The sequence below is a fragment of the Roseovarius litorisediminis genome (assembly GCF_900172295.1).
In the GTDB taxonomy this organism is placed as follows: Bacteria; Pseudomonadota; Alphaproteobacteria; order Rhodobacterales; family Rhodobacteraceae; genus Roseovarius; species Roseovarius litorisediminis.
The window spans coordinates 207,948-233,168 of record NZ_FWFL01000003.1; the positions used below are offsets into that span (position 1 = coordinate 207,948).

General features: G+C 58.4%; 24 protein-coding genes and 1 pseudogene. 13 read left to right on the forward strand and 12 right to left on the reverse strand.

What is annotated here, in order from left to right; translation table 11 throughout:
• Nucleotides 1-2: 2 nt before the first annotated feature.
• From PEL8287_RS07165 to PEL8287_RS07195, 7 genes are all read left to right on the forward strand, one after another.
• Nucleotides 3-767, forward strand: a complete 765-nt coding sequence (locus tag PEL8287_RS07165) for a F0F1 ATP synthase subunit delta (protein ID WP_085891694.1) — start codon at nucleotides 3-5, stop codon at nucleotides 765-767.
• Complete coding sequence (locus tag PEL8287_RS07170; protein ID WP_085891695.1) at nucleotides 764-2,302, forward strand: F0F1 ATP synthase subunit alpha; 1,539 nt, start codon at nucleotides 764-766, stop codon at nucleotides 2,300-2,302. The genes PEL8287_RS07165 and PEL8287_RS07170 overlap by 4 nt, the downstream gene beginning before the upstream one ends.
• Entirely contained in the window at nucleotides 2,286-3,233 is a 948-nt protein-coding gene (locus PEL8287_RS07175; protein WP_085891696.1) for a F0F1 ATP synthase subunit gamma, read from the forward strand. Before PEL8287_RS07170 ends, PEL8287_RS07175 begins: the two co-directional genes overlap by 17 nt.
• 208 nt (nucleotides 3,234-3,441) lie before the next feature.
• Nucleotides 3,442-4,404, forward strand: a complete 963-nt coding sequence (locus PEL8287_RS07180; protein WP_085891697.1) for a bifunctional enoyl-CoA hydratase/phosphate acetyltransferase — start codon at nucleotides 3,442-3,444, stop codon at nucleotides 4,402-4,404.
• Nucleotides 4,397-5,599, forward strand: coding sequence for an acetate/propionate family kinase (locus tag PEL8287_RS07185; RefSeq protein ID WP_085891698.1), 1,203 nt, complete (start codon nucleotides 4,397-4,399; stop codon nucleotides 5,597-5,599). Before PEL8287_RS07180 ends, PEL8287_RS07185 begins: the two co-directional genes overlap by 8 nt.
• A complete protein-coding gene (locus PEL8287_RS07190; RefSeq protein ID WP_085891699.1) occupies nucleotides 5,596-6,768 on the forward strand; it encodes an alpha/beta fold hydrolase in 1,173 nt (390 codons plus the stop codon). Before PEL8287_RS07185 ends, PEL8287_RS07190 begins: the two co-directional genes overlap by 4 nt.
• Nucleotides 6,765-7,097: a SpoIIAA family protein gene (locus tag PEL8287_RS07195; RefSeq protein WP_085891700.1), complete on the forward strand. Its 333-nt coding sequence runs from the start codon at nucleotides 6,765-6,767 to the stop codon at nucleotides 7,095-7,097. The genes PEL8287_RS07190 and PEL8287_RS07195 overlap by 4 nt, the downstream gene beginning before the upstream one ends.
• Here the strand turns inward: PEL8287_RS07195 and PEL8287_RS07200 are convergent.
• Genes PEL8287_RS07200 through PEL8287_RS07210 form a run of 4 tightly spaced genes read right to left on the reverse strand, consistent with a single transcriptional unit; the run spans nucleotide 7,079 to nucleotide 9,862 of the window.
• Nucleotides 7,079-8,974, reverse strand: a complete 1,896-nt coding sequence (locus PEL8287_RS07200; RefSeq protein ID WP_235862225.1) for a PHA/PHB synthase family protein — start codon at nucleotides 8,972-8,974, stop codon at nucleotides 7,079-7,081. The two genes, PEL8287_RS07195 and PEL8287_RS07200, sit on opposite strands and share 19 nt — an antisense overlap.
• Nucleotides 8,975-8,987: 13 nt before the next feature.
• Nucleotides 8,988-9,149: a hypothetical protein gene (locus tag PEL8287_RS19955; RefSeq protein ID WP_176228577.1), complete on the reverse strand. Its 162-nt coding sequence runs from the start codon at nucleotides 9,147-9,149 to the stop codon at nucleotides 8,988-8,990.
• Nucleotides 9,150-9,207: 58 nt separating this feature from the next.
• Nucleotides 9,208-9,516 (reverse strand): Rossmann-fold NAD(P)-binding domain-containing protein, encoded by a 309-nt coding sequence (locus PEL8287_RS07205; RefSeq protein ID WP_139837727.1) that lies wholly within the window; start codon nucleotides 9,514-9,516, stop codon nucleotides 9,208-9,210.
• Nucleotides 9,470-9,862 (reverse strand): phasin family protein, encoded by a 393-nt coding sequence (locus PEL8287_RS07210; RefSeq protein ID WP_085891702.1) that lies wholly within the window; start codon nucleotides 9,860-9,862, stop codon nucleotides 9,470-9,472. Before PEL8287_RS07210 ends, PEL8287_RS07205 begins: the two co-directional genes overlap by 47 nt.
• A gap of 214 nt (nucleotides 9,863-10,076) precedes the next feature.
• On the opposite strand from PEL8287_RS07210, the gene PEL8287_RS19960 reads away from it, so the two are divergent.
• Nucleotides 10,077-10,328 (forward strand): hypothetical protein, encoded by a 252-nt coding sequence (locus tag PEL8287_RS19960; RefSeq protein ID WP_176228570.1) that lies wholly within the window; start codon nucleotides 10,077-10,079, stop codon nucleotides 10,326-10,328.
• Here the strand turns inward: PEL8287_RS19960 and PEL8287_RS07215 are convergent.
• Nucleotides 10,309-10,461, reverse strand: a pseudogene (locus PEL8287_RS07215) (integrase core domain-containing protein); the annotation flags it as partial. The gene PEL8287_RS19960 and the pseudogene PEL8287_RS07215 overlap by 20 nt on opposite strands.
• 339 nt (nucleotides 10,462-10,800) lie before the next feature.
• Between PEL8287_RS07215 and PEL8287_RS07220 the strand changes: the two are divergent.
• The 3 genes from PEL8287_RS07220 to PEL8287_RS07230 all read left to right on the forward strand — a co-directional run bounded on the left by PEL8287_RS07220 (nucleotide 10,801) and on the right by PEL8287_RS07230 (nucleotide 15,098).
• Nucleotides 10,801-13,263, forward strand: a complete 2,463-nt coding sequence (locus PEL8287_RS07220; RefSeq protein WP_085891703.1) for an outer membrane beta-barrel protein — start codon at nucleotides 10,801-10,803, stop codon at nucleotides 13,261-13,263.
• A 370-nt stretch (nucleotides 13,264-13,633) separates the two neighbouring features.
• Complete coding sequence (locus tag PEL8287_RS07225; protein ID WP_139837728.1) at nucleotides 13,634-14,653, forward strand: hypothetical protein; 1,020 nt, start codon at nucleotides 13,634-13,636, stop codon at nucleotides 14,651-14,653.
• Between the two features lie 67 nt (nucleotides 14,654-14,720).
• Nucleotides 14,721-15,098 carry a hypothetical protein gene (locus PEL8287_RS07230; protein ID WP_085891705.1) on the forward strand — a complete coding sequence of 126 codons (378 nt, stop codon included), beginning with the start codon at nucleotides 14,721-14,723 and terminating at the stop codon, nucleotides 15,096-15,098.
• A gap of 342 nt (nucleotides 15,099-15,440) precedes the next feature.
• Here the strand turns inward: PEL8287_RS07230 and PEL8287_RS07235 are convergent, their stop codons facing one another.
• The 5 genes from PEL8287_RS07235 to PEL8287_RS07255 form a co-directional block, all read right to left on the reverse strand.
• Nucleotides 15,441-15,686 (reverse strand): acyl carrier protein, encoded by a 246-nt coding sequence (locus tag PEL8287_RS07235; RefSeq protein WP_085891706.1) that lies wholly within the window; start codon nucleotides 15,684-15,686, stop codon nucleotides 15,441-15,443.
• Nucleotides 15,683-16,927: a dihydrolipoamide acetyltransferase family protein gene (locus tag PEL8287_RS07240; protein ID WP_085891707.1), complete on the reverse strand. Its 1,245-nt coding sequence runs from the start codon at nucleotides 16,925-16,927 to the stop codon at nucleotides 15,683-15,685. The genes PEL8287_RS07235 and PEL8287_RS07240 overlap by 4 nt, the downstream gene beginning before the upstream one ends.
• The gene (pdhA, locus tag PEL8287_RS07245) at nucleotides 16,924-18,927 is read right to left on the reverse strand and encodes a pyruvate dehydrogenase (acetyl-transferring) E1 component subunit alpha (RefSeq protein ID WP_085891708.1); all 2,004 of its coding nucleotides are present in this window, start codon (nucleotides 18,925-18,927) and stop codon (nucleotides 16,924-16,926) included. The genes PEL8287_RS07240 and pdhA overlap by 4 nt, the downstream gene beginning before the upstream one ends.
• Nucleotides 18,924-20,669, reverse strand: coding sequence for an acetate--CoA ligase (acsA, locus tag PEL8287_RS07250; RefSeq protein ID WP_085891709.1), 1,746 nt, complete (start codon nucleotides 20,667-20,669; stop codon nucleotides 18,924-18,926). Before acsA ends, pdhA begins: the two co-directional genes overlap by 4 nt.
• A gap of 214 nt (nucleotides 20,670-20,883) precedes the next feature.
• On the reverse strand, nucleotides 20,884-21,585 hold the full coding sequence (locus PEL8287_RS07255) for a helix-turn-helix domain-containing protein (protein WP_085891710.1): 702 nt from the start codon (nucleotides 21,583-21,585) through the stop codon (nucleotides 20,884-20,886).
• 177 nt (nucleotides 21,586-21,762) lie between these two features.
• Here PEL8287_RS07255 and PEL8287_RS07260 point away from each other — a divergent pair, with 177 nt between their 5' ends.
• Nucleotides 21,763-22,539, forward strand: a complete 777-nt coding sequence (locus tag PEL8287_RS07260; RefSeq protein WP_085891711.1) for a response regulator — start codon at nucleotides 21,763-21,765, stop codon at nucleotides 22,537-22,539.
• On the opposite strand, the gene PEL8287_RS07265 is transcribed toward PEL8287_RS07260, so the two are convergent.
• Nucleotides 22,506-24,056, reverse strand: coding sequence for a PAS domain S-box protein (locus PEL8287_RS07265; protein ID WP_085891954.1), 1,551 nt, complete (start codon nucleotides 24,054-24,056; stop codon nucleotides 22,506-22,508). The genes PEL8287_RS07260 and PEL8287_RS07265 overlap by 34 nt on opposite strands.
• Before the next feature lie 130 nt (nucleotides 24,057-24,186).
• Between PEL8287_RS07265 and PEL8287_RS07270 the strand changes: the two genes are divergently transcribed.
• Nucleotides 24,187-24,624 carry a host attachment protein gene (locus PEL8287_RS07270; RefSeq protein ID WP_176228578.1) on the forward strand — a complete coding sequence of 146 codons (438 nt, stop codon included), beginning with the start codon at nucleotides 24,187-24,189 and terminating at the stop codon, nucleotides 24,622-24,624.
• Nucleotides 24,625-24,641: 17 nt separating this feature from the next.
• Here the strand turns inward: PEL8287_RS07270 and PEL8287_RS07275 are convergent, their stop codons facing one another.
• The gene (locus PEL8287_RS07275) at nucleotides 24,642-25,220 is read right to left on the reverse strand and encodes an NAD(P)H-dependent oxidoreductase (protein WP_085891713.1); all 579 of its coding nucleotides are present in this window, start codon (nucleotides 25,218-25,220) and stop codon (nucleotides 24,642-24,644) included.
• Nucleotide 25,221: the final 1 nt, after the last annotated feature.

Consider the following 25,221-nt stretch of genomic DNA (forward strand, 5'->3'; position numbering starts at 1 on the left):
ACATGTCGATTGACTGGATCACGGTCGCAGCTCAGATCGCCAATTTTTTGGTGCTGGTATGGCTTCTGCGCCGGTTTCTGTACCGTCCTATTCTGGATGGCATCGACGCGCGCGAGGCCGAGATTACCACCAGAATGCAAGAAGCCGAGCACGCGAAAGAAAATGCAGAAGGAGTGAAGCACGAGTACCAGGATCAACTCAAGGCCTTGAATGCCAAGCAATCGGACATGGCTGAGGCCATCCGGCAGGAGGCCGAAAAACAGCGCGATGCATTGCTGGCCGAAGCCCACGAACGGATGGCTCAGGAGCGGGTAACCTGGCAATCCCACCTTGATGAAGAAGCGCGCAAATACACCGCGAGACTACAGCGCGCGGGCGGCGGCGCCTTGTTGTCCCTGACCCGCAAGGCATTGACCGATTTGGCCGACGAAACGCTGGAGGGGCGGATCGCGCAACATCTTGTCAAGCGGATCGAAACGATGGTCGATGACCTGCGGACCGCTGCCGGTCAAAGTACGGCGGCGGTGGTAACCAGTCGGGACGCCTTGCCGCAATCCGCGCGGGCTGATCTTTCAGCCGCCGTGCAAAAGGTGTTTCCAGATGTCGCAATCAAGTTCGAAACGAACGCCGAACAGCCCCCCGGCATCATTATGCGCATCGGCGGCGCCCAGTTGGACTGGACGGTGGATGGGTACGTCGAGAGCCTGTCCGATGTGATGGAGGAGCAACTGGCTGGTGGCGTGGGTTTGAAGGATGCGGCCCAATGACCGATCTGATGACCCATCCGAGCACACATCCCGAGGCGCTAATTGAAGCGCTTTTGGCTGCTCCGCCCCCTGCGCCGCGCCTGAGCGAGATCGGACAGGTGGACGAGGTGGCCGACGGCATCGTTGTCGTTTCGGGACTGGAGCGTGCGCTGTCGGATGAGGTGTTGCAATTCGCAAGTGGCGTACAGGGCGTGGTCCTTGATGTTGAACCGGGCAGGTTGGGGGTCGTGCTTCTGGGGCCGTCGGACAGGGTGACGGTCGGTGAAAGCGTTACACGATCCCACAGGGTCGTCAGCGCCAAGGTCGGGCCGGCCCTTCTGGGCCGTGTTGTGGATGCACTGGGAAATGCACGCGATGGCAAGGGCGTGATCAAGACAGAGCTTCTGCGCCCGGTAGAAGCGCAAGCGCCGAAAATTCTCGACAGGCAGGCGATCACCCGGCCATTGGCCACCGGAATCAAGGCCATTGATGCAGCCGTGCCGGTGGGGCTCGGACAACGCGAGCTTATCATCGGGGATCGTCAAACCGGCAAGACGTCGATTGCAGTGGATGCCATCCTGAACCAGAAGACGACCGGTGTCATCTGTATCTACTGCGCTATAGGGCAACGCGGCGATGCCGTGGCCAAGGTGATCGGGGCCATTCGCGAAGGCGGCATGATGGAGCGCAGCATCGTCATGTCGGCGGGGGACGAGGATGCTGCCGGTCTGGCCTATGTCGCCCCCTATGCGGCGATGACGATGGCCGAGTATTTTGCGGCACAGGGAAAGGACGTTCTCGTGGTGCTGGACGATCTGACCCATCACGCACGATCCTATCGCGAGCTGTCGCTGCTGCTGCGCCGCCCACCGGGGCGCGAGGCGTTTCCGGGTGATATCTTTTACATACACGCAAGGTTGCTGGAACGGGCGGGGCAATTCAACGACGCCAAGGTCAGCGGGTCGATCACGGTTCTGCCGGTGGTCGAGACGCAGGCCGAAAACCTGTCCGCATATATCCCGACCAACCTGATCTCGATCACCGATGGGCAAATCTATCTGTCGCCGCGTCTTGTGCGCAAGAACCAGTTTCCCGCGGTCGACCTTGGCGTTTCCGTCTCCCGCGTCGGCGGCAAGTCGCAAAGCCGCGCGTTCCGCTCGGTGGCGGGCAACCTGCGCGTGACCTTGTCGCAATTCGAAGAACTTGAGGATTTCGCCCGCTTCGGCACCCGGCTTGACGATGAGACGCGCGCGCGCCTGACACGCGGGGCGGCGGTGCGGGCATCCTTGCGCCAGCCAGAGCGCGATCCCATGCCGGCGGTGGAACAACTCGCGGTTCTGGTGGCCGCGATGGAAGGGCAGTTTGACGGGTTGGACGACACCGAGACGCTAGAGGTCATGGCCCGGCTTCGAGAGGCCGCTGCACGTGACCTTGGTGACGTTGCAGAGGCAATCTCAGAGAACAGGGATCTCGCCGACGATGATCGGGCCCGCATGGTGGCCCTTGGCAAGACAGCCCGCGAAGATCTTGGAGGGGCAGATGACGCAAACGCTTGAAAAACTTGCCCGTCAGACAAGCAGTTTGAAGGGTATCCGCAGCGTCGTTCATACCATGAAGACCTTGTCGGTCATCAACGCGTCGCCCTATGAACAGGCGGCGCAGGCAATCGAGCTTTATCACGAGACGGTTCTGGACGGCCTGCACTCGTTTTTGACGGCGTTCGGCCCGATTGAAGACACCTCACGACACAAGGCCGGAAACGTTCTGATTATCTTTGGGTCGGATCACGGGTTGTGCGGCAACTACAACGAGGTCTTGGCCAGACATGCCGCGGCGCAGATTGACGGATCAACGGCGTCGCCCGTGCGCGTTCTGTGTGTCGGTGCCCAGATGGCGGATGCCTTGGCCGATCAGCACATCAGGATTGACCAAACGCTTTTTCCCGCCGCTTCCGTTGACGGGATAGGACGGCTTGCAAACCTTCTCATACAGCGGCTGGAAGATATCCGCAGCGAAGACCCGGCGCGCGAAATGGCCGTGTCACTGGCCTATGTCACCCAGGACGGCGCGAAGGGGCAACGCCCTGTGGTCACATCGCTTCTTCCGATTGATCAGGCGCTGCTGACGCGTCTTCAGGCAAAGCCATGGACGTCGCGAAGTCGGCCGTTCTTTTCAATGCCGCCCGGGGATCTGTTCCTGACTCTGGTGCGCAGCCATTTGTTCGCCACGCTTTTCCGCGCCATCGCCGAAGCCCTGATGACCGAGAACGCGGCGCGTCTGGCCCTTATGCAGCAGGCGGAAAAGTCGGTTGACGACAGATTGGAAACCCTTTTGCAGCAGACCCGCGCTGTGCGTCAGGATGAAATCACAACCGAGCTTCTGGACGTGATCATCGGGTTCGAAGCGCTGAGGAAAGGCAGGGCGAAAAAGGCTCGGCAACCGTCGCAAGAAACAGGGGCCGACCGCGTTCCGCCCCATGCGATCTGAGGCGGTTTGGTGGTGTGGTGGACCCTTTGGCCTTCGTCGATTGACTTGGGTCAATGCGGCCAAGCGCGATTGTGGCGATCTCGATCTGGCGCAAAGCCAGCACGCCGACTTTGGGTTGGTACTTGAGACGCTTTCGACTGCCGCTATCGCGCGGATCTAAGGGGCGCCGGAGACGAGAAGGCTGAGCATGTCGCAATCGGAGAGGTAAATGCAACGACACCACCATATCTTCGCCTCGATTATTGCCGCGGCCAAGCGGTTCGACCCGATTGCCTTGGCTGTTGTCTATCCGCTCAGCGAGGTGTCGCTGCGCGGCGCCGTCGAGGCGGCCGTGCAAGGGCTTGTAACGCCCACTCTGATCGGCCCGGTGGAGCAGATGACCGCCTTCGCCTCCGATCATGGCATCGACATTTCATCCTGCGCAACCGCCGAGGCGGACACCGAAGAGGCCGCAGCCTCGCTTGGCGTCGAGATGTGCCGCACCGGCAAGGCCGAGGCCCTGATGAAAGGAAGCCTGCACACCGATCACCTCATGCATGCCGTCATGCAGGAAGCCACCGGGTTGCGGACACATCGGCGGCTGAGCCATGTTTTCATCTTCGATGTGCCGGAGTATCCCCGGATGCTTTTGATCAGCGATGCCGCAATCAACATCTATCCGACGCTGACCGACAAGGTGGATATCGTGCAAAACGCCATCGACCTGGCGCATGGTCTGGGGGTGAGTGACCCAAAGGTCGCAATCCTGTCTGCCGTGGAGACGGTGACGCCCGCCCTTCACGCGACAATCGACGCCGCTGCGCTGTGTAAGATGGCCGAGCGCGGGCAGATAACCGGCGCCACATTGGACGGGCCGCTGGCCTTTGACAACGCGGTGAACCTCAGGGCCGCCGAGATAAAACATATCCAGTCTCCCGTGGCCGGGAACGCAGATATTCTGATCGTGCCGGATCTTGAGGCGGGCAATATGCTGGCCAAGCAGCTTGAATATTTCGCCGAAGCAGACGCCGCCGGGATCGTCATGGGCGCCCGGGTGCCGATTATCCTGACCAGCCGCGCCGACAGTGCGAAGACGCGCCTTGCCTCATGTGCTGTGGCGGTTGTGGTGGCTCATGCCCGGCGACAGGCCGCGACGGGTCAACCGGTGCCGACGGGTGTCCACCATGAGTGAAAATGGAAGCATCATGGTGATCAACGCCGGATCGTCCAGTATCAAGTTTGCCGTGTTCGGGACTGATATTGCGCCACGGCTGACGGGCAGGCTTGAGAGTCTTGGAAGCGCTCCGAGGCTCTCGGCGAAATCTGCCGAGGGTAGGGTGGTGGCCGATGAGGATTGGTCCGCAGACCACGCATCCGGCGTCCATGTGCTCATTCAGCGGCTGATGAACTGGCTGGAAGATCACCTGGGCGCGGAGGCCGTGGTGGCGATCGGGCACCGGGTGGCGATAGGCGGGTTGGAACATTCCGGCCCGGCTCTTGTGACCCCAGAGCTTCTGGTGAAGTTGAAAGCGCTTGTCCCGCTTGCCCCGTTGCACCAGCCGCGCAACCTTGAGCCGATCGAGAGCCTGGGCGCGTCGCACCCCCATGTTCCGCAGGTTGTTTGTTTCGATACGGCGTTTCACCAGACCCTGCCCCGTGTCGCCCAGATGTATGCCTTGCCGAAGGCCCTGCGCGATGCCGGTGCCCATCGCTATGGGTTTCACGGGCTGAGTTATGAATACATCGCCAGCCGCCTGCCGGATATCGACCAGCGCGGCGCCACGGACCGCACCATCGTTGCGCATCTGGGCAGCGGGGCAAGCATGTGCGCGCTCCGGTCCGGGCGCAGTATCGCCACAACGATGGGCTTTAGCCCGCTCAGCGGTCTTGTGATGGGCACCCGGCCCGGCGATCTGGATCCCGGCCTGATGATCTGGCTGATCCGCGAGTGTGGCATGAGTGTCGATCAGATCGAGGCGACGCTTTACCACGACGCGGGACTGAAGGGCGTGTCGGGGATCAGCGGCGACATGCGCCAGCTTTTGGCCAGTGACACCCCCGAGGCCTCTGAGGCGGTCGAACTGTTCGCCTATAAAGCCGCAACCGAGGTCGGCGCCCTCACTGCGGCGCTCGGCGGGCTCGACACGCTCGTCTTTACCGCCGGTATCGGCGAGCGGAGCCCAGAGGTCAGGGCAATGATCTGCGCCCGCTGCAAATGGCTGGGTCTTGAGGTGTCGATGGCCCGGAACCAGGCAGGGTCCTCGACGATCAGTACCCCGGACAGTCGTGTCGCGGTGCATGTGATTGCGACCAACGAAGAGCTGATGGTGGCAAGACACACCATAGACCTTGTGTTGAAACGGATGCTGAAGGAGTCGGTCCAATGAGCAAGAAACAGTCAAGGACACCGCGCCACGAGCATTCGGTTCCGTGGTTCTGGCCAATGGCCGCTGCCATTGAGATGCAAGAAGAGGGCTTGCGCCTTTTCCAGGACAACATGCGTTATATTGCCGAAACGATGAAAATCGAGGCCCCTGAGCCGCCTGAGTGGGCCACCACGAACCGGGTCATCCTTGACCTCGACACGATGCGCCTTCGGGATTTTTCGCCGGACATGGCGTCGGATGAAGTGCCCACCCTGATCGACGCACCCTATGCCGGGCATTCCTCGACCATTGCCGACTTTGCCAAGGGGCAAAGCCTTGTTGAAACGCTGTTGGCCGGGGGGCTGGTGCGCGTCCTGTGCACCGACTGGAAAGCCGCAACCGAGGCGATGCGCGATTTCGATATCGACAGGTATCTCGCGGATCTGAACGTCGCGGTCGACACGCTTGGTGGGCGCGTGGCGCTTGTGGGGTTGTGCCAGGGTGGCTGGCTTTCGGCGATGTACGCTTGCCGCTTCCCCGAAAAGGTCGCAGCGCTGGTTTTGGCCGGGTCGCCCATTGACACCGATGCAGGCAATGGTCCGATCAAAAAACTGGCGCATGAACTTCCGCTCAGCTTTTACGAGGAGATGGTTGTGGCGGGCGGTGGCCGCATGCTTGGCCAATATATGCTTGCCGGCTGGAAAAACATGCATCCGGGCGAGCAGTATGTCGGCAAATTCATCGACCTTTATGAGCATATCGAGGACCGGTCATACGTCACACGCACCGAACAGTTCGAACGCTGGTACGAGAATCCGATTGATTTGCCGGGACGCTATTATCTTCAGGCGATCAAGCTCTTGTTCAAGGAAAACCGCTTTGCAAAGGGTGACTTCACCGGGCTTGGCCAAACGCTGTCGCTGCGAAACGTGACCTGTCCGGTCTATCTTTTGGCCGGGGCATCGGATGACATCACCACCAAAGAACAGGTCTTTGCCGCCGAACATCTGGTCGGCACGCCAAAAACCCGGATCGAGAAAAAGCTGGTGCCGGGCGGCCATATCGGCCTCTTCATGGGCTCGAAAACCCTTGAGGAAACCTGGCCCGTCATTGCCCGGTGGATTGCAGACAATGCAGACCCGAGCCCGATCACGCCAACACCGCAACTTCAAAAACAGGCGCCCTCATGATCAAGATACTCGATAACTTTCCCGACGATGTGCTGGCGATGGAATGCATTGGCAAGGTAACGGCCGATGATTACCGTGATGGTCTGATCCCGGAGGTCACGGCGCGCCTCAAAAAACACAAGAGCCTTCGTGCGCTCTGCCTCATAGGCGAAGGTTTCAAGGGCTATGCGCCGGGTGCCGCGTGGTCGGACTTTACGTTCGGCGTTTCACATTGGAACCAGTTCTCGCGCATGCCGGATGAGGGCGCGCTATCAAACATCCGTCGCGCGGGGGCCTTGCCGGGACAGGCCCTGATCGGGGGGATATGGCGTCAGTCTTCGAACACGTAGGTTCCGGGCGCCTTGCCAAGGTCCTCTTGGTCGGATCCCATTGGAGGGGGCGGCACCGGTGTGCCCGACTTCCCGTCGAGCCAGGCGCGCCATTCAGACCACCACGACCCATCCTTGTCCGTGGCCTGTCGTGCCCAGGTATCGGGATCGACATAACGCTCCTGCGCGCCGGTGGTCATCACCCGGTAATGGCGGCGGGGATGTCCCGGCTCGGACACGATACCGGCATTGTGACCGCCGTTGGTTAAGACAAAGGTCACGTCGGTCTCTGACAGAAGATGGATCTTGTAGACCGATCGCCACGGTGCCACGTGGTCATATTCGGTGCCGACGACAAACATCGGCGCGCGGATGTCCTTGATCGCAATCGGCACGCCGTCCACGTCATAACGGCCCTGTGCCAGTGTATTGTCCAGAAACAGCTGACGCAGATATTCGGAATGCATCCGGTAGGGCATGCGTGTCGCATCTGAATTCCACGCCATCAGATCGCTCATCGGCGCGCGTTCGCCCATCATGTATTCGTGCACCAGACGGGACCAGATCAGATCGTTTGAGCGCAGCATCTGGAACGCGCCGGCCATCTGCTTGGTGTCCAGAAAGCCTTGTTCCCACATCATGTCCTCAAGGAACGTCAGCTGACTTTCGTCGATGAAAAGCGTCAACTCGCCGGCCTCGGTGAAATCCGTCTGAGCGGCCAGAAGTGTCATGGATTTCAGGCGCTGGTCGCCCTCTCGCGCCATTGCGGCGGCAGCTATCGACAGCAAGGTGCCGCCCAGGCAATAGCCTGCCGCGTGGACTTGTTGATCGGGCACGATGTCACCTATCGCGGCAAGAGCCGCCATCACCCCCAGGGTGCGATAATCTTCCATGCCAAGGTCGCGTTCGTCGCGTCCGGGGTTCTTCCACGAGATGATGAACACCGTATACCCGGAGTCCACGAGGTATTTTACCAGTGAATTCTGCGGCGACAAATCGAGGATATAGTACTTCATGATCCAAGCCGGAACGATCAGAACAGGTTCGGGGCGCACAGCGCCAGTCGTGGGAGAATATTGAACAAGCTCGATCAGCCTGTTGCGGTAGACCACCCGGCCCGGGGTTACGGCAACGTCCTCGCCCACTTTGAACGCCTCGGTGCCGACCGGCTTTAGCCCGGTTAACTGACGGTTGAAATCTTCAAGAAAGTTCTGACCGCCGCGCCAGAAATTCAGCCCGCCCTGACGCAGTGTCTTTTGAAGCACCTCGGGATTGATGAAGGGATTGTTCGAGGGGGCAAGCATGTCCAGCAACTGGCGTGTTCCGAAATTGACAACCTTTTCGTGATGTTTTGAGACGCCGCGCACATTCGTGGTTGCGCCGTCCCACCATTGCTCTTGCAACAAAAAGGCTTGCGACAAGACATTGCAGGGCCATTTTTGCCATGCCTCGCCGGCAAACCGTTTGTCAAAAGGCTGTGGCTCGATGCACCTGTCTGCCTCTGTGATGGGGGCGGTGCCGCAGTGTCTTAGGTATGTGGCGAGCGTGGCACCGGATCGGCTTGCGTTCTGCAGGAGCTGTACCTGTTTATCGGGCGAGGCGAGCAGATGGATGAGCCAGTCGGAGTAGGCAGCGCCCAACGATGCGGGCGAAAGCCCGAATGTGAGCCGGGCAAGGGCTGCATGCAGCGCCGGATCGATTCCAAACCCCGCGCTTGCGGGCTCTACATTTGTCTGGCGCTCGACCTTATCCGGTTGCACGGGCTGGCTTGGGTGAGATGCCGACATGCGATCCCCATCAGGTGTTCGGCCCGAGGCGGGCTTGGCAGATGGCGCCGCAGACAGTTCGTGAATGGTTGCGCCCGCGGTCTTGTCCGATGTTCTGGTTTGCTTTGCCATCACCGTCGTCCTCTCATGTTAAAGCGCGCTGCATGGGGTGTGTCCTTGCAAAGCGCGTCGGGTCATGCCCGGTTGTCAGGCCTTTCGCGACTGCGGGTCCGCCCTCGAGGTCGCCACCGTAGGTTCCGATTGCGGTGCGAACCGGATTGCACAGAACGACGTCATTGAGTTTCATTTTGGTGCTCCCGAATGATCGGCACGCCGGTTAGCGACCGAAGGTGCCAAAGTGTCCATCACAGCCCGGGACTGCCATCAATCTCAGGAATGCGTCGGTTGGAAACGGTGACCTCCGGAACGCAGAGCGCCCCGCAGCTGACGTCTCGATGTCTGGCAGCCCCGCGTGCCGGGATCGTCAAAGCGATCGGCCCGCTGATGTCATCCAGGATAGCGGCGACCATCCTTGCATCGCAAAACTCCGGCGCGATACCGGCGGCGCGCATTCCAAAGCGGGCAGATCCCTTTGCCCGGATCACCGTCATCGCGGCAATGCCGGTTTCAGGTTTTTCCGCCGGGCTTGGATTTTGCGTCGCCTTTATACGCACCCGCAGCTTGGTCTATTGCCTTCTGGCCGAGGCTGGCCATTTCGGCAAATTCGCGTTGATAATCGTCGACCGCCGCCTTGTAGAAGTCTGAAAAAGTCGAAGTCGCTTCAGTTGGGTCTTTGCAGGCGCCAAGACGATGGAGCAGGTCCGCGTCCTGCTTGAACCTGTTGGACAAGAAGGTCATCCAATGCTGGTTCATTTCGAGCCAGCCAGCCATCGGGTTGGCGCCTGATGGTGACACCCCATCCATTTTCGACATGAAGTCTTGCAGGGTGGCGATAGGATCAAAGACTGAGGACTTGTTTGCTTTCTGCGCGCCACCGTTGCCTTTGGAGTCTCTGGCCATGATCTATCCTTTCCGTAGGGAGAGTTTCAGAAATACTATGACCTGCGGTGTGAAAAATATTGATGCAGGTCAATCAGCCGGCAGGAGGAGGCGGGAAATCGTTATCATGCCGCTGACTGGCGTCGGTTTTGTTTCGGCTTCAATTGCTGCACTGAGGTTTTTGGCTCACCGTCGTCCTTGAAGGGATACGAGATGAGAGCGAAGACAGGGCCGAATGGATCGGCTGACAAACACGTTAAAGAGATCAGGCGTAAGACGCGGCGTCAATTTTCTGCTGAAGAGAAGTTCCGGATCGTTCTGGATGGCCTGCACCGATGTGACGCTCACCTCATCAAACCCGCAGCCGGTCTTGACCGACAATGCCGCGACCCGCGACGATGAGGTGAGCGATGCATATGCGAATTTGGATCCACCTTCCTTCCTTTATTCACAGATATTTGGAACGGTTCTGACATGCGCCTGTTGAAGCTTTCCACGAAGCCGTTCTGCATCGGTCTGCCAGGCACAATGTGATGCCAGTCGAGCTTGCGATCCTCCTGCCATTTGAGGATGGCGTTGCTGTTCAGTCAGATGCCGCTATCACTGATCACCATGCAGGGGTTAATCAAATAGCAGTTCCGGGTCAAAACCCGCGGGTTACGCAGTTGGCACCAACCCCACCAAGTCGACAGAAGCTGAGACCCGAAAGCCACCCGTTATTCTTTTGGAATAGCTGAGCGAAGCTGAACGCAGATCAACCTGTCAGGGGCCGAATGAGCATAGCGGGAATTTTCGTTGAGTCTGTGGCTGCTGAGTATTACCTCAATCGGTCCCAGATCTTTGTTTTTTTGTCACAAATACAAAGATTTTTGTTTACGTTGACGCAAGTCAATTCGTCATAATCGTCCTTTTAATATAGATTGCGTTCCCAAAACTCTAAGCGTCACAAGGTAGGAAAATTGCAAAAAAATCTAAATCTGCGCGGCTTGATGCTTCCGGTTGTAGCGTCAGTGCTTTTTGGTCAAATGGCGGCGGCCGATGGCGACGGTGCGGCTGTTCTCTCCACCCAGGTTGGTTCGCCTGCTGAATTTGACGCCGGAATATCGCTTTCCGAGCAGTATACGGACAACGTCTTTCCGACTGCCAATGATCGTCGTGACGATTTCATAACAGTAATCTCGCCTTGGGCCAGCCTGTCGTTTCGGCGAGAGGATTTCAGGCTTAACCTTGACGCGAGTGCCGAACTTGGCCGGTTCGCCAAAAACTCCAGCGAAGATTTCAATGATTACTTTCTTGGAGCAGAGGCGCGCTATCGTATTAATGACAGCCTTTTTGCCTTTGGCGGTGCGGATTATTCCTGGGATCACGAAAGCCGGAATTCGCCAGATGATGTGAACGGTATCAAACCTACCAAGTTGCAAGAGGCCAGTGGATTTTTCGGGCTGGGCGGCAAGGTTAACGACAGAAGCTTCCGGCTGGGCGTGCACCTGCGGAACCTCGACTATGACGATGTTCTGAGATTTAACGGCACCACGTTTGCAAATGTCGATAACGATGACCGGGACCGCCTTGAGATGGAAATCGGTGGTCGGCTGGGCGTCGCAGAAACCAAAAATGGCGAAGTGTTTTTTCAGGGTATCTATGACAAACGCGAGTATGACGACAAAATTGACAACGGAGGTCTTGGCTTTCAACGCAGTTCAGATGGTTTTCAGGCAGCCGTGGGTTACTCTGGCACAGTGGGCGATCTGAGCGGTGAGGCGCTGCTTGGCGTCATGTCTCAGAACTACGATGATCCAAGGCTCGGCACGACGACAACTGTTGATTTCGGTGCTGACCTGACGTTGCCGATTAGTGCACAAACGCAATTGACCGGAATTGTCGAACGCAGCATCGAAGAGACCACACTGTCCGGCGCTTCGGGCTATGTTTCGACCTCGGCGGGACTGCGTTTGCGCCACCGGGTGGCCCCCAATATGTCTGTTGCTGGCTATTTCTTTTTGACCCAGAACGACTATCAGAAGGTTTCGCGCACCGATGTTCTGTCAGAAACCGGCGTTTCGGTACGTTACCACCTGAACCCCCACGTTTATATTGATACCGATTACGATTTTCTGCAAAGGCAGTCGGATGTTGCGGGTGTAGAATTTGACGAACACCGCCTGACCCTTAGTTTTGGTGCCACTCTTGATCCGCGCTATGAAAAAGGCACGGCCAATCTGGCCAAAGTCAGCGCCTCTGGTTTTTATGTAGGGGCCCAGATTGGCAATAGTGCACTGCAGACCAAAGTGGATGGACCACGCGGCGCGGGTGGCAATCTGACTGCCGATTTTGGCGATAACGATCTCTCTGGCGGTCTTTTTGCCGGTTACCGGGCAGATTTCGGAAATCTGGTTCTGGGGGCGGAAGCCGACGTGGAATTCAGCGATTCTGGCTGGCCGCATCTGGCCAACCGGAATTTTTCGGCAAAACGCGGCAACTCGTTTGGTCTGAGCGCGCTGACTGGCGTTCGCATGAAAAATAACAACCTGGTTTATGGGCGTTTCGGTATTGTATCGACCGAATTTGACAGTACCTATCAACGAGGTGCAAACCCGCTTGTTTCAACCAGTGAACGGGAACTTGGGTTGCTGGTTGGTATCGGCACCGAAGTTCCACTTGGCCGCGGGTTGTCGGGCCGGATGGAATATCAGGTCCGCGCCTACGAGGACTATCCCATCGGGTCGCCCCTTGGCAGCGCCAATGATGACAATTTCGCTAATCTGGAAACCGTTGCCCGGTTCGGACTTGTCTATGAGTTCGGAGCAGACGATCAGCCCCCACGTCAAGTTGAGCCGACAGATTTCTCTGGTTTTTATGCCGGTGTTCAATTGGGACATGGTACCGTGCAAAGCGATAACACCGGTCCTCGCCCAAATGCTGTGGCACCGGCATTTACGCTCGATACCATTCGGGCGGGCCAGGGGTTCACGGCTGGTCTGGTCGCCGGATACGGATATGAGGCCAATAACTTTTATGTTGGCGGCGAAGCCGAATTCGAACTGTCCACAGCGGACTGGGACATCGAACGCAGTCCGGTTGGCCGAATTTATTCGGTGGAAAAAGTCGGAACGATTGGTGCCGGTATTCGGCTGGGCTATGTCGTCAACGACGCTGTTCTGATCTATGGCCGGGCCGGAGTTGTCCGTTCGAGATTTAACACCAAATATCAGTTCGGCGGTGTAAGTGTTGATCAGGATGATGACCTTGATGGCGTCCGGTTTGGCGGCGGTGTTGAATTTGCAGTCGGCGATAAAGCCAACGTCAGATTTGATTATACACAGACTGAGTATGACTCTCATTCAGTCAACTACGTCGCAGGTGTTGATCAGTTTGACACCACTGAACGGCTGTTCCGGGTCGGGTTAACGCGTAAGTTCTAAAAAACCCAAATTAGCGACCCCAAAAACCAAATTTCCAGCAGTTTCTGCCGGATTTTTTTGGACCAAATTAATCCATATCAATTCTTGAATGTGAAAATCTGTTCTAATCTGCGCAAAGGTGGTTATGGAGCAGTTTTGTTCCCCTGCCTTGTGATGAATCTGCAATCAGGAGGACAACATGAAACAGTTTTTGAATTTTAAGAGTTCTTTGAAATATACGCTTGCTGCGGGATGCGCAGTAGTCGCACTTGCGACGGCCCCTATTGGGTCCGGCATCGCCTTTGCCGAGCAAGGTTCGGGTCAAGGTAAGCAGGCGCATGGCTCTCAGTCTGGCAGTGGAGCAAGCGGAGGTCACGGGCAGGGTGGCCAGATGGGACAAGGTGGAAAAGGCAAGGGCCTTGGGGGTATTTTCAAGGATATCACCGGTATGGATGACCCGGTCACCGGTCATGGTGATTCTGCTGACGCGGCCGATGAGGGCGACGACGATTCAGACCGTCCGGAATGGGCCGGTCAAGCTGGCGGCAAGGATGGTGCCGGCGGTGGTCAGCCCGCTACCTCGGGCTCAAAGAAAGGGGATCTTTTCGGCGACTTGTGGATTATCGACCGTGATTCCAATGGCGTTCCAATCCTGACCGCAGACGGTTACGTGCAGCCTCTGGATGCGGATGGCAACCCGATTGAACTCGACGAAGAAGGTCATCCGGTAGATGAAACTCTTACAGTTGAGGTTGAGCTTGGCCGCTTGAATGTCGGGCGGGCGCCGAAATCGGTTCTCGAAAACCGTGCAGATGAAGTTATCACAATGCTTTCCAGTGCAACGGCAGTGACGGTCGACGCAGCGGGCCGTCTTGTGCTGACGGTGGATGGCGAAGCCAAGACCATCGACTCGCCGTTGGAGAATCTGGCGATCTATGTGTCGCTGCTGACGACCGGCAGCATTCCGGGCCTCACGGCCGATGATCTGGTCGGAACGGACTATGATTTCCTCGTCGATGGCCAGTATACTCAGGCTGATCTGGACGCATCGACGGCATTCTTGGCCGCCGCAACGGACAAGACCGGGGAATTCACGTCTGACGAGATTGCCTATATTGACGCCTTTCTGGGGATCAACCTGACAACCACAGGGGATGTGACTTATTCGGTCGTCGACTATTCGTCGTTCTCATACGACCGGTCCGATACCTATTCGGGCGTAACGGCCACGGTCCTTGTGGAGCAGCCTGATGGCTCTTTCGAACTGGAGGATCTGAATATCTACGATACTGTCTTTGGATCGGTTGATGTCTCTGCGGCGGGATCTCTGGATGCCTACACGCAGGCGGCGGATGATGCCCGGGCTGTGATTGAATTCATCCACGAATATGCGGTGCCTGAAGCGCTCTAACGATGGTGTTTAGTCAGGGGTAGCGTATCGGCTGCCCCTGACGCTTTGGTTGGAAAGGATTTCGACAATGCCTGAGAATTGGATAAACCGGCGCCTGCTGCTGACCAGCCTCTGTGCAATCGTTGTTGCAGCACCGGGTTTCGCCCAGCACACCGATGGGGCGGATACCACGCATGGGTCTGATAAGGGCAAGGGGCGTGGTGCCGGAGGCGCCCAGCATGGACGGCCAGCTGACGCACACAGCGGTGAGGATGATCATGGTGATGACCACGGTGATGATCATGGTGATGACCACACTTCCGACGAGGGGCATGACTCTGATCATGGGAGCGGCGGTAAGGGTAAGGGCCCGAAATATAAAGGCGGGCGCAATGTTGTGCGAGTGAGCGGCGGAAGTGGCCATTCGCTTGAAGACCGGGTTCTTAAAGAACCGCCCTTCGAGTGAAAATCTCAGAGTGTAGGCCGGTGCAAGGCATTTGATCCACTTGGGCGACTCCAAGCAAGGTACATTCGGGTCGCTGACCCTGAATACCTGCCATATTTCCGTGCTGGAAGACCGTTGATTTGGCGTTGTTTTTGGCCAGTGATAGGTGGGTATGTAGATCAACTTCGTCGCGCTTGCAGAACTCGTTCAGAGCGTTTGTGTCACCCCAGTTTACGTCTCCAGCATGGTAAGCCACAAAGAGCGCATTTTGCAGAACATAGCCATTCTCATCCTTAGCGATATCTTTAACGATGCCCTGCTTGTTGCGGGGGCCAGTTAGGCGGTGTCTCGCGCGCCCGATCCCTAAGACGTTCGGGTGCGGAGATATTCCAGAAGCGCATCATAGCTTTGCATCTTCGGATAGTCGGCCTCGGGCATGTCGAGGTCAAAGCGTTTGCCAAGCGCGGTGACGAGGGTCAGGAAATCCATTGAATCGATATCGAATTCCTCGCGCAGATCCTGTGTGCGGTCGATCTCCGACAACTCGATATCAGGCGCGATGCGATGAAGTTCGTCGGCCAGGGCGGCGTCAATGCTCATTTCTGTCATAGCGTTTCCGGTCTTTGCAGATGTTTGGCGATTGCAGTGAGAAACAGCGCGCCCCGACGGCCGTCGCTGACCCGGTGATCGGCTGCAAGCGTGAGTGTGGCGGTGAGGCGCGGTAAGACTTTCTTGCCCTCGACCCAGGGGCGCAGGGCCGGGGTGCCGACCCCGACAATGGCGACCTGCGGCGGGTAGATCACGCCGTAAAGCTGATCCACGCCGCGATCCCCAAGGCTGGACAGGGTGATCGTGGCCTCTGACAGTTCGCGCGCACGATAGCGCCCGGCGCGCACCCGGGCGATCAGGTCGCGCATGGATGTCATCAGGTCGTCAAGGCTTTGCGTGTCGGCGTCAAAGAGGGCCGGGGCCACCAATCCGCCGCTGCGCAGCGCGATGGCAAGGCCCGCATGCACCGCCTCGCTTTGATGAAAGTGACCCTCTTCAAACGTGCCGTTCATTTCCGGCACCTTTTTCACCGCGCGGGCAAGCGCCTTGAGATAGAGCGCCCCCAAAAGCAATCTTTCATCCGGCGCGCGCGTGGCGTTCTCGGTGGTGATAAAGGCCTCGGCCTTGGTCAGATCGACGGTATGGCACAGGTAATAATGCGGGATGTCGCGTTTGGAGCGGCTCATCGCGGCCGCGATGGCGGCGCGCATGTCGCTTTGCGCCGAGTGGTGCTCCCTGGTCAGTGCCGCGATGTCAGACCGGGTGATCGGTTTGTCCGTGCTGGGGCCAAGGCGGCCTAGGTCAACCCCGGTCTGCGCCGCCAGACGGCGTGCCGCCGGGCTTATGTGTTGACGGTGGTAATTGGCCGCAACACCCGCCTCAATGCGGTCTTCGGGCATGGGGATTTCGGGAAATGGCCCTTCGGGCATCGGACTTTCTGGGCTGGGCCTCTGGGGAGCGGGCTCTTGCGGGGCTGGGTCTTCGCGCGGCACCGATGCCGGTTTCGGGTCGTGCGGCTGGGGCGTTTCGGGCTCTGGCGTGTCCGGGCCTGCGGCGTTACTGTCGGACGTTGAGCGGATCATCGCGAGAGGCGTGCCGACTGGGACTTTGATGCCCGTATCGACCAGCCAATCTTCAAGCACGCCATCCTGGAAAATCTCGACCTCGATCACGCCTTTCTGGGTTTCAACGGCGGCGATCACATCGCCATGCTTTACGCGGTCACCGGGCGAAACCAATTGTTCCACCAAGGTTCCGGCCTCCATATCTGCGCCAAGCGAGGGCATGAGAAACGCGCTCATGGCGTGGTGTCCATTATCTGTTTGACCGTCGCGACGATCCGCGCGCTCTGGGGGATCGCCGCCTGTTCTAGATGCTGGGCGTAGGGGATTGGCACCTCTTCGCTACAGACGCGGGCAAGCGGGGCGTCGAGTTCGTAAAAGGCCTCTTCGGCCAGCCGCATGCCGATCTCTGCCGCGAGACTTCCGGTTTTCCAGCCTTCATCGACCATCACTGCGCGGCGGGTCTTGGTGACCGAGGCGATGATCGTCTTCATGTCGAGCGGGCGCAGGCTGCGCAGGTCAATGACCTCTGCCGAGATGCCCGCCTCGGCCAGCTTATCGGCGGCCTCAAGCGTCTTGAACAGCGACCCGCCATAGGTGATCAGCGAGACATCCGTGCCATCCCGCCGGATCGCGGCGCGGTCGATATCGACGGGACCGGCGTTTTCGGCAATCTCGCCCTCGCGGTTATAAAGCATCACGTTCTCGAAGATCAGAACCGGATCAGGGTCTTGCAAGGCGGTCCAGAGCATACCGCGCGCATCCTCCATCGTGGCGGGGGCCAGCACGCGCAATCCGGGAATATGGGCATACCAGCCCTCAAGCGAATGCGAATGCTGCGCCGCAAGCTGTTTTCCGGCCCCCGTCGCCATGCGGATCACCACGGGCACGCCAAACTGATTGTTGGACATATGGCGTAGCGTTGCGGCGGTGTTGAGGATCTGGTCCAGCGCCAGAAGCGAGAAATTGACCGTCATCACCTCGACAATCGGGCGCATTCCGGCAATCGCCGCCCCAATCCCGGCCCCGGTAAAGCCGGATTCCGACAAGGGCGTGTCACGGATCCGCTCGGGGCCGAATTGATCCAACAGGCCCTTGCTGACCGCATAGCAGCCGCCGTAATGGCCGACATCCTCGCCCATCAGAAACACCTTGGGATCGCGCGTCATGGCATCGACAATCGCGCCCCGGACGGCCTCGCGATAGGTGGTCGGGATCATCGGGCCGGGTTTAACGGGCACGGGCGGGGCAGGGCGGTCGGGCGACATGACGAACCGCGTCAGGCTTTCAAGTGGCTCGTCTGTGCCCGCTTCGGCAAAGGCGACCGCCTTGGCGATCTCTTCGTCGGTCTCGACGATGATCCTTGAGACCTCATCCGAATGCAGCAGCCCGTTTTGATCAAGCCAGGTCTGAAACCGCAGGATCGGCCCCTTTTCGCGCCATTCCGCGACCTCTTCCTTGGAGCGGTAAAGCTGGGCGTCAAACATCGAATGGGCGCGAAAGCGATAGGTGCGGCATTCAAGAAAATAGGGCTGGCCGGTTTCCGCGATGTGGCGCAGGGCGCGGCGCGCGGCGACCTCGACGGCGACGACATCCATGCCGTCGACCGAAGTGCTCTCGATGCCATAGCACGCGGCCTTTGCGCTTATGTCGGTTTGCGATTCAGACAGGCGCAGGGCCGTGCCCATGGCATAGCCGTTGTTTTCGCAGACAAACAGAACGGGCAGCCCCCAGAGCGCGGCAAGGTTCAGACTTTCGTGAAACTCGCCCTCGGCAACGGCGCCTTCGCCGCAAAAACAGGCCGTCACGCTATCGCGCGCCTCCATCCGATCGGCGAGACCAAGGCCCACGGCCATCGGCAAGCCGCCGCCCACGATGGCGTTGCCGCCGTAAAACAGGTGATCGCGGCTAAAGAGGTGCATCGAGCCGCCGCGCCCCCCGGCGCAGCCCTCGGCCTTGCCGTACATCTCGGCCAGAATGCTGGCCATCGGAATGCCGCGCGCTAGGGCATGACCATGTTCACGGTAGGTCGCGACCACCCGGTCCTGCGCGCCAAGGAGCGGAATGATGCCCGCAGCAATCGCCTCTTCCCCGTCATAGAGATGCAGAAAACCGCGGATTTTCTGTTGGGTATAAAGCTCGGCGCATTTGTCCTCGAAGCGGCGGATGCGGATCATCGCCTTGAGCAGATCGCGCAGATGGTCATGATCGAGACGGGGTTTGAGAGGGGGCGCTGTCATTGCTCATCACTTTCCAATGTCGATATGTCGCCTTCCGGCAGGCCCAGTTCGCGCGCCCGCAACAGTCGGCGCATGATCTTGCCGCTTCGGGTTTTCGGCAGGTTCTTGCGAAACGCGATTTCCTTTGGCGCAACGGCGGGGCCAAGCCGTTTGCGGGCATGGCCGCTTAGCTCAAGCATCAACTCTTCGGTGGGCGCATAGCCCGGTTTCAGCGCGACAAAGGCCTTGACCCGTTCGCCAGCCGTTTCATCGGGCACGCCGATGACGGCAACCTCGGCCACGGCCTCGTGTTCCATGAGCGCGCTTTCAACCTCGAACGGGCCGATCAGGTGGCCGGCGCTTTTGATCAGGTCATTGCTGCGGCCCACGAACCAGAAATACCCATCACTGTCGCGCATCGCCAGATCGCCGGTGAGATACCAGCCATCGCGAAAGCATTTCTCGTATCGCGCCTCTTCGTGCAGATAGCCGCGCATCATCGATGGCCAGCCCGGGCGCAGCGCCAGCTCGCCGACCACCAGAGGCTCGCTCACCTCACAAAGGCCATCCTCTGTCACCTCGACAATGCCCGCCTTGATACCCGGAAGCGGCTTGCCCATCGAGCCGGGTTTGACATCCATCGCGGCGAAATTGGCGATCATGATGCCGCCGGTTTCGGTCTGCCACCAGTTGTCATGAAAGGGCATGCCGAAGACGTCATTGCCCCAGATCACCGCCTCGGGATTCAGCGGCTCGCCGACACTGGCCATGAACCGCAGGGACGAGAAATCATGCCCTTTGGTCGCCTCGATCCCGGCCTTCATCAGCATCCGGATCGCCGTGGGCGCGGTGTACCAGACGTTCACGCTTTCCCTGTCAAGGATGTCATACCAGCGGGTCACGTCAAACTCGGCCTCATCCACGATCATCGTGACGCGGTTGGTCAGCGGCGCGATGATGCCATAGGAGGTGCCGGTCACCCATCCCGGATCGGCGGTGCACCAATAGGTATTTCCGGGTTTGAGGTCTAGCGCGAGGCACCCGGTCATGTGATGGGCCACAACCGCGTCATGCACATGCACCACGCCCTTGGGTTTGCCGGTGGTGCCAGAGGTGAAATGCAAGAGCGCGGTGTCTTCGGGATGCATCGGCTCGGTGGTGAACTCGGGCGAGGCGGCCTTTATCAGGGGCGACAGGGCGTCGGTATCCTCTGCCGTGCCATCGCTTAGAAACACATGGCGCAGATCGGGCAGCAGGTCGCGCAGCGCGCTGACCTTGCGCTTGTAAAGCCGCGCCGTGGTGATCAGCACGTTGGCGCCGCCGATCTCCATCCGCGCGCGGATCGGTTCGGGGCCGAATGCGGAAAACAGCGGGCAAAACACGCATCCCGCTTTTAGCGTGCCAAGCACCGCGATGTAGAGATCGGGCGTGCGCCCCAACAGAGAATAGACCCGCGCGCCTTTTTCAATGCCGTGATTGCGCAGCACATTGGCAAAGCGATTGGTCAACTGCGACAACTCGAGATAGGTATAATCGGTGCGCTCCCCGGATTTCGCGATCCAGCGCAGCGCCACCTGCGCGCCGTGACCGGCCGCGACGTGCCGCTCAATCGCTTCATGGGCGATGTTGAGGTGCCCGCCCGGCAACCCATCGATCAGGCGGCGCGCGTCCTCCCAGCGAAAGCTGTCATACGTGGCCGCGTAGTCGGCCATATTGGCGGCCTTCGAGGTCGCCGTTGATTTTCTGATAGTGTCATGTGCCATGTCTTCTTTTGTCCTGAAAGCACCGATCTGACGCGATCTTAGACCGATGCCCCGGGGCCCGGATGATCAAGATCAATCCGGGCCTGGGCCGAAGAAATACAAATCCGGGGCTAGGGACGCGCAGCCCTGAAAGGCGTTGGATGGTTACCTCGCCGTCCTGATATATTCCGGCGCCACCGTTTCCGTGTCCGGGGTGGGCGTTGCTGTTGAAGGCCTAGCAGGCCCTCGCCAAGCTTTGCTGGTCCATCCCATGTCCCTGCGACAACCCGAACAGCACATGGGGCTGCAAGATCACGACCGTGTGGACATTGTTGATCGCTATGATCCCGCTATTGCGAAGCAGGCTTAGCGTGCGGCTGACCGTTTCTGTTGTCAGACCCAGAAAATCGGCAATGTCTGACCGGCTCATCGGCAACAAAGCCTGGTTGCGTGAACCTGACTCGGCGCTCATTCTTTCAGTCAGGACGCACAAAAAGGAGGCAACCTTCTCAATGGCGGATTTACGCCCGAGCATCATGAAATGATCCTGCATCGCACTTATCTCACGCAGGGCCGCCTGAAGCAGTTCCTTGTGAAGCTCAGGGTCGCCGTTCTCACCTTCCAGCGACGACAAATGGTAGGCCTGCAGCCGGGCATCGGTCAGAACGTCACAGTCGGTATGATACCGTCCATTACAGGGAAATCCAACAATATCACCCGGAAAACCAAAGGAAATCACCTGACGGCGCCCATCCTCTAGTATGCGAGTAAGGCGCAGGACGCCGGATTGCACCTGATAAAGGCGTTCGACTTTGTCACCTTCATAATAAAGATTGGAGCCGGCTTTGAAAACTTTTGTAATGCTTGCAGTCCGTTTGTGCGCAGGTCGGATGTGCTGCGCGTTGGAAAGTTGTTCCGAAGGAATAGTGACATACATTAGCGGGACCCCCATAAGGTGTGATGAGGTCAAGTTGAACAGTCAATGTAATAGGGGTTAGGTTGGATTGTGTAAGTTTTGCATCAATTTGTAACGAAGAGGTGCATAGCCCGGCAGTAAAGATTTGAACGTTCGTTTCTGAAATCGGCCAGTGCTTCTACAAGAAAGGGTTGAATTATGACTCGCAAGATTATTCTTGTCGTTGATGATAACCAAAAAATCAGAACCCTCCTGCGCAATGTTCTGGAGGGCGAGGGGATTGGCGTGTGCGAGGCTGCGAATGCCGAGGAGGCATTGGCGCAACTCAAAGAATCAGCGCCTGACCTTGTTACGTTGGACATCAATCTTGGCGCTGACAATGGTCTTGAACTGGCGCGCGCGATCCGCGTTATTTCGCAGGTGCCAATCATCATGGTGAGTGGAAAAGACGACGTGATTGACCGCGTTGTCGGCCTGGAAATCGGCGCTGACGATTACATCACCAAACCCTTTCACGCCCGCGAAGTGGTGGCCCGAGTGCGCAGCGTGCTGCGCAGAAGCGGCAATCCCGCCCAGCCGGATGAATCCGCAGTCGTGTCACCTGACGTGGCACAGAGCGAGACCGGCAATACCTACTGTTTTGACGGGATCACCGCCTTGCCCGACCGCCTTGAAGTGCTGGACAGGGATGGTGCCGACTGTGGGCTGACGACGGGTGATTTCAAGCTGCTTACGGTGTTTCTGGAGCGGCCCAAACGCGTCTTGTCACGCGATCAGTTGATGGATCTGACCGGCGGAATCGAATGGAGCCCCCTTGACCGCACCATCGACAATCAGGTTGCGCGATTGCGCAAAAAGATCGAACGCGATCCGTCAGATCCAAAACTGATCAAAACCGTGCGCGGCATCGGTTATACTTTTGTTGGCGATGTCAAGATTTCTCAATCCTCGGAGGGCGGGAGCAAAAGCGCCTGAAGCCGTTGCGCCAGATCCGCGTGATGATAGGGCTTGTGCAGGATGTCCCAGCTTTGTGCGTGAGGCATTTTCCCGGTGACAACATCGCTTGCATATCCTGATGTCAGCAAGACCTTTATCGAGGGAAATTCGGCTTGGACCTTTGCGGCCAGCTCGTAGCCGCTCAGGGTGCCGGGCATGACGAGGTCGGAAAACAAAATTTCCACATGCAGGCCCGCTTTTAGCATCTCATAGGCCGCATCCCCGGTCTCGGCCTCTGCGCTCTGGTAGCCAAGCTTGCAGATGCGATCGACCGCAAGCTGCCGCACTTTCGGGTTATCCTCGACAATAAGAACGGTTTCCCCATGTCCGCATGGAATGTCTTCGCCCAGCATTTGATCGGGCTTGGGGTTCCCAGAGTGGGCGCTGTTTATAACCGCCGGAAAATAAAGGCCAAAACTTGTGCCATGACCCAGCTCGCTATAGAGGGTGATGTGGCCGCCGGACTGGCGCACAAAGCCATAAACCATGGAAAGGCCAAGCCCCGTGCCTCCGCTGTTCGATCTTGTCGTGAAAAAGGGCTCGAATGCGCGACGCTGTGCTTCGGGGGACATTCCTTTGCCATCATCGCTGACCGACAGGCGGACATATTCGCCAGAGGTGATATCGGTTTCCTGCGCCATGTAACTGTCATCGATCGTGACGTTGGAGAGGGAAATCAGCAGCTCGCCCTTTTTGCCCATGGCGTCTCGCGCATTTAGCGCCAGGTTGATCAGCGCCGATTGCAATTCGACCGGATCGACCATGACAGGTTTCAAATCCGTCGCGAAATCCGTTCTTATTCTATAGGCTGCGCCAAGGGTTCTCTTGAGGATATTCAAGGCAGCCTTGCAAAGGTCACGAAGGTCGGATTCCACTGGTTTGAGGTTACTTCTGCGCGCAAACACCATCAGCCTTGACGTCAGATCTGCCCCAAGTTCGGCGGCATCCAGAGCATCGCGGATCAGTGGCATCTGTTTGTCAGTCGCCTCCCGCATCTCCAGTAATTCCAGATTTCCGATCACAACCGTCAGCAGGTTGTTGAAATCATGGGCGATTCCTCCGGTCATCTGACCGATGGCATCCAGCCGCTGCGACCGGGAAAGGGCCGCCTGGGTCGCGTGTCGATGGGTCAGGTCGTGCAGAATGCTGACGAACATTGGTTCGCCCGCCGCCGTTGTTTCGCCAACAGAAATGTGCAGTGGGAAAGCACTTCCGTCCTTGCGTTGGCCGTCGATATCGCGCCCGGTGCCGATGATATTATTCTCGCCGGTTTGCGCGTAGTGCGACATGGACGCGTCGTGGTGTTCGGCAAACACTTTGGGCATCAGTATGTTTACGCTTTGCCCGATCATCTCGGATATCTCGAATCCAAACATCTGCCCGGCCGCCGGATTGGTTCGCAGGATCAGGCCGCGCGCGTCCGATATGATCATCGCGTCAACGGCGGCATCCATGATTGCATTCAGCAATGCACTGTCCTGAGCGGTATTTTTCACATTCTGTCCCGTCTTGTTTTCCAAAAATGCCAACATCTCAAGGCTCGACGCAAGTCACAATTGATTTTGCTCAAACACCGGGCGTCAATTTCTGCAACAACGAATGCAGGTTCAAATTCTGGAGTGTGACATGAAACCGATTGTAACTTGGGTAGTTTTGGCAGACGCGCGCAATGCCAGTGTCGTGGTCAATAGCGGACCGGGCAAAGGGCTTGCCGTCCTGGAGGATAAGGCTTGGAGTGCGGAACCCGCGACCGGGTTTTCGTCCGAGGCAGGAATGGGCCATAGCAGCGCCGGACCGGGTGTCAGCGCGGTAGATCAGGGCGACCCGCAGGAACACGCCGATCAGGTTTTTGCAAAACAGATCGCCCGGCATCTTGAGACCGCCCTTGCGAAGAAAGATTTTGACCGGCTTGTGATCGCGTCAGGCCCGCATATGCTCGGGCTGATGCGAAAGGCGCTCACGCCGTCGTTGAAAAGCGCTGTTGTCGGGGAAATTCCCAAGGACCTGTCGGATGTGCCGCTGGACCGGCTGCAAACGCATCTTGACGACATCATCGCCACTTAGGTCGGCCCCGAGTAGGGTTAACGGGCGCGCATGCCAAGCTTTCTGGCTTTTGCCAGAAACCGGGTCTGCGCCCGTCTGCTTGGGTCTTCTGCATTGCCGAGGATGCTCCAGCGAACCGGGCGGATGCCGCAGAACTTCAGGATATTGCGATCAAGGCTGCGCAGGGAATGCGCGAAAAAGAACCAACGATAGGCAAACCCCGGCATGCCCATGGTCACGATCACCCGTGCCGATTTTCCCTTGAGTGCGGGATGCCATCCGCGCCGGTCCATTTCAAAGGCAAAGCCTTTGCGAAACACCTGTTCGATCCAGGCTTTCAGCAGGGCAGGGACATCCCCCATCCAGAGCGGGTAAACAAGGACCAGATGCTCGGCTGCCAGGATTGCTGCCTGCGCAGGGGCGCAGAGGGGCGGCAAATCCGAGCCTTCCCATTGCGCCTGCGAGCGCAGAAAGGGAACATCCTGCTGGGCGATATCAATCACCGTTACCTGGTGGCCCCCGGCCTCGGCGCCGGCGCGATATGCCTGAGCTATCGCATGGCACAGGTGAGGCTCCGAGGCGTCAGGATGGCCCTGAATGATCAGAATATCGGTCATG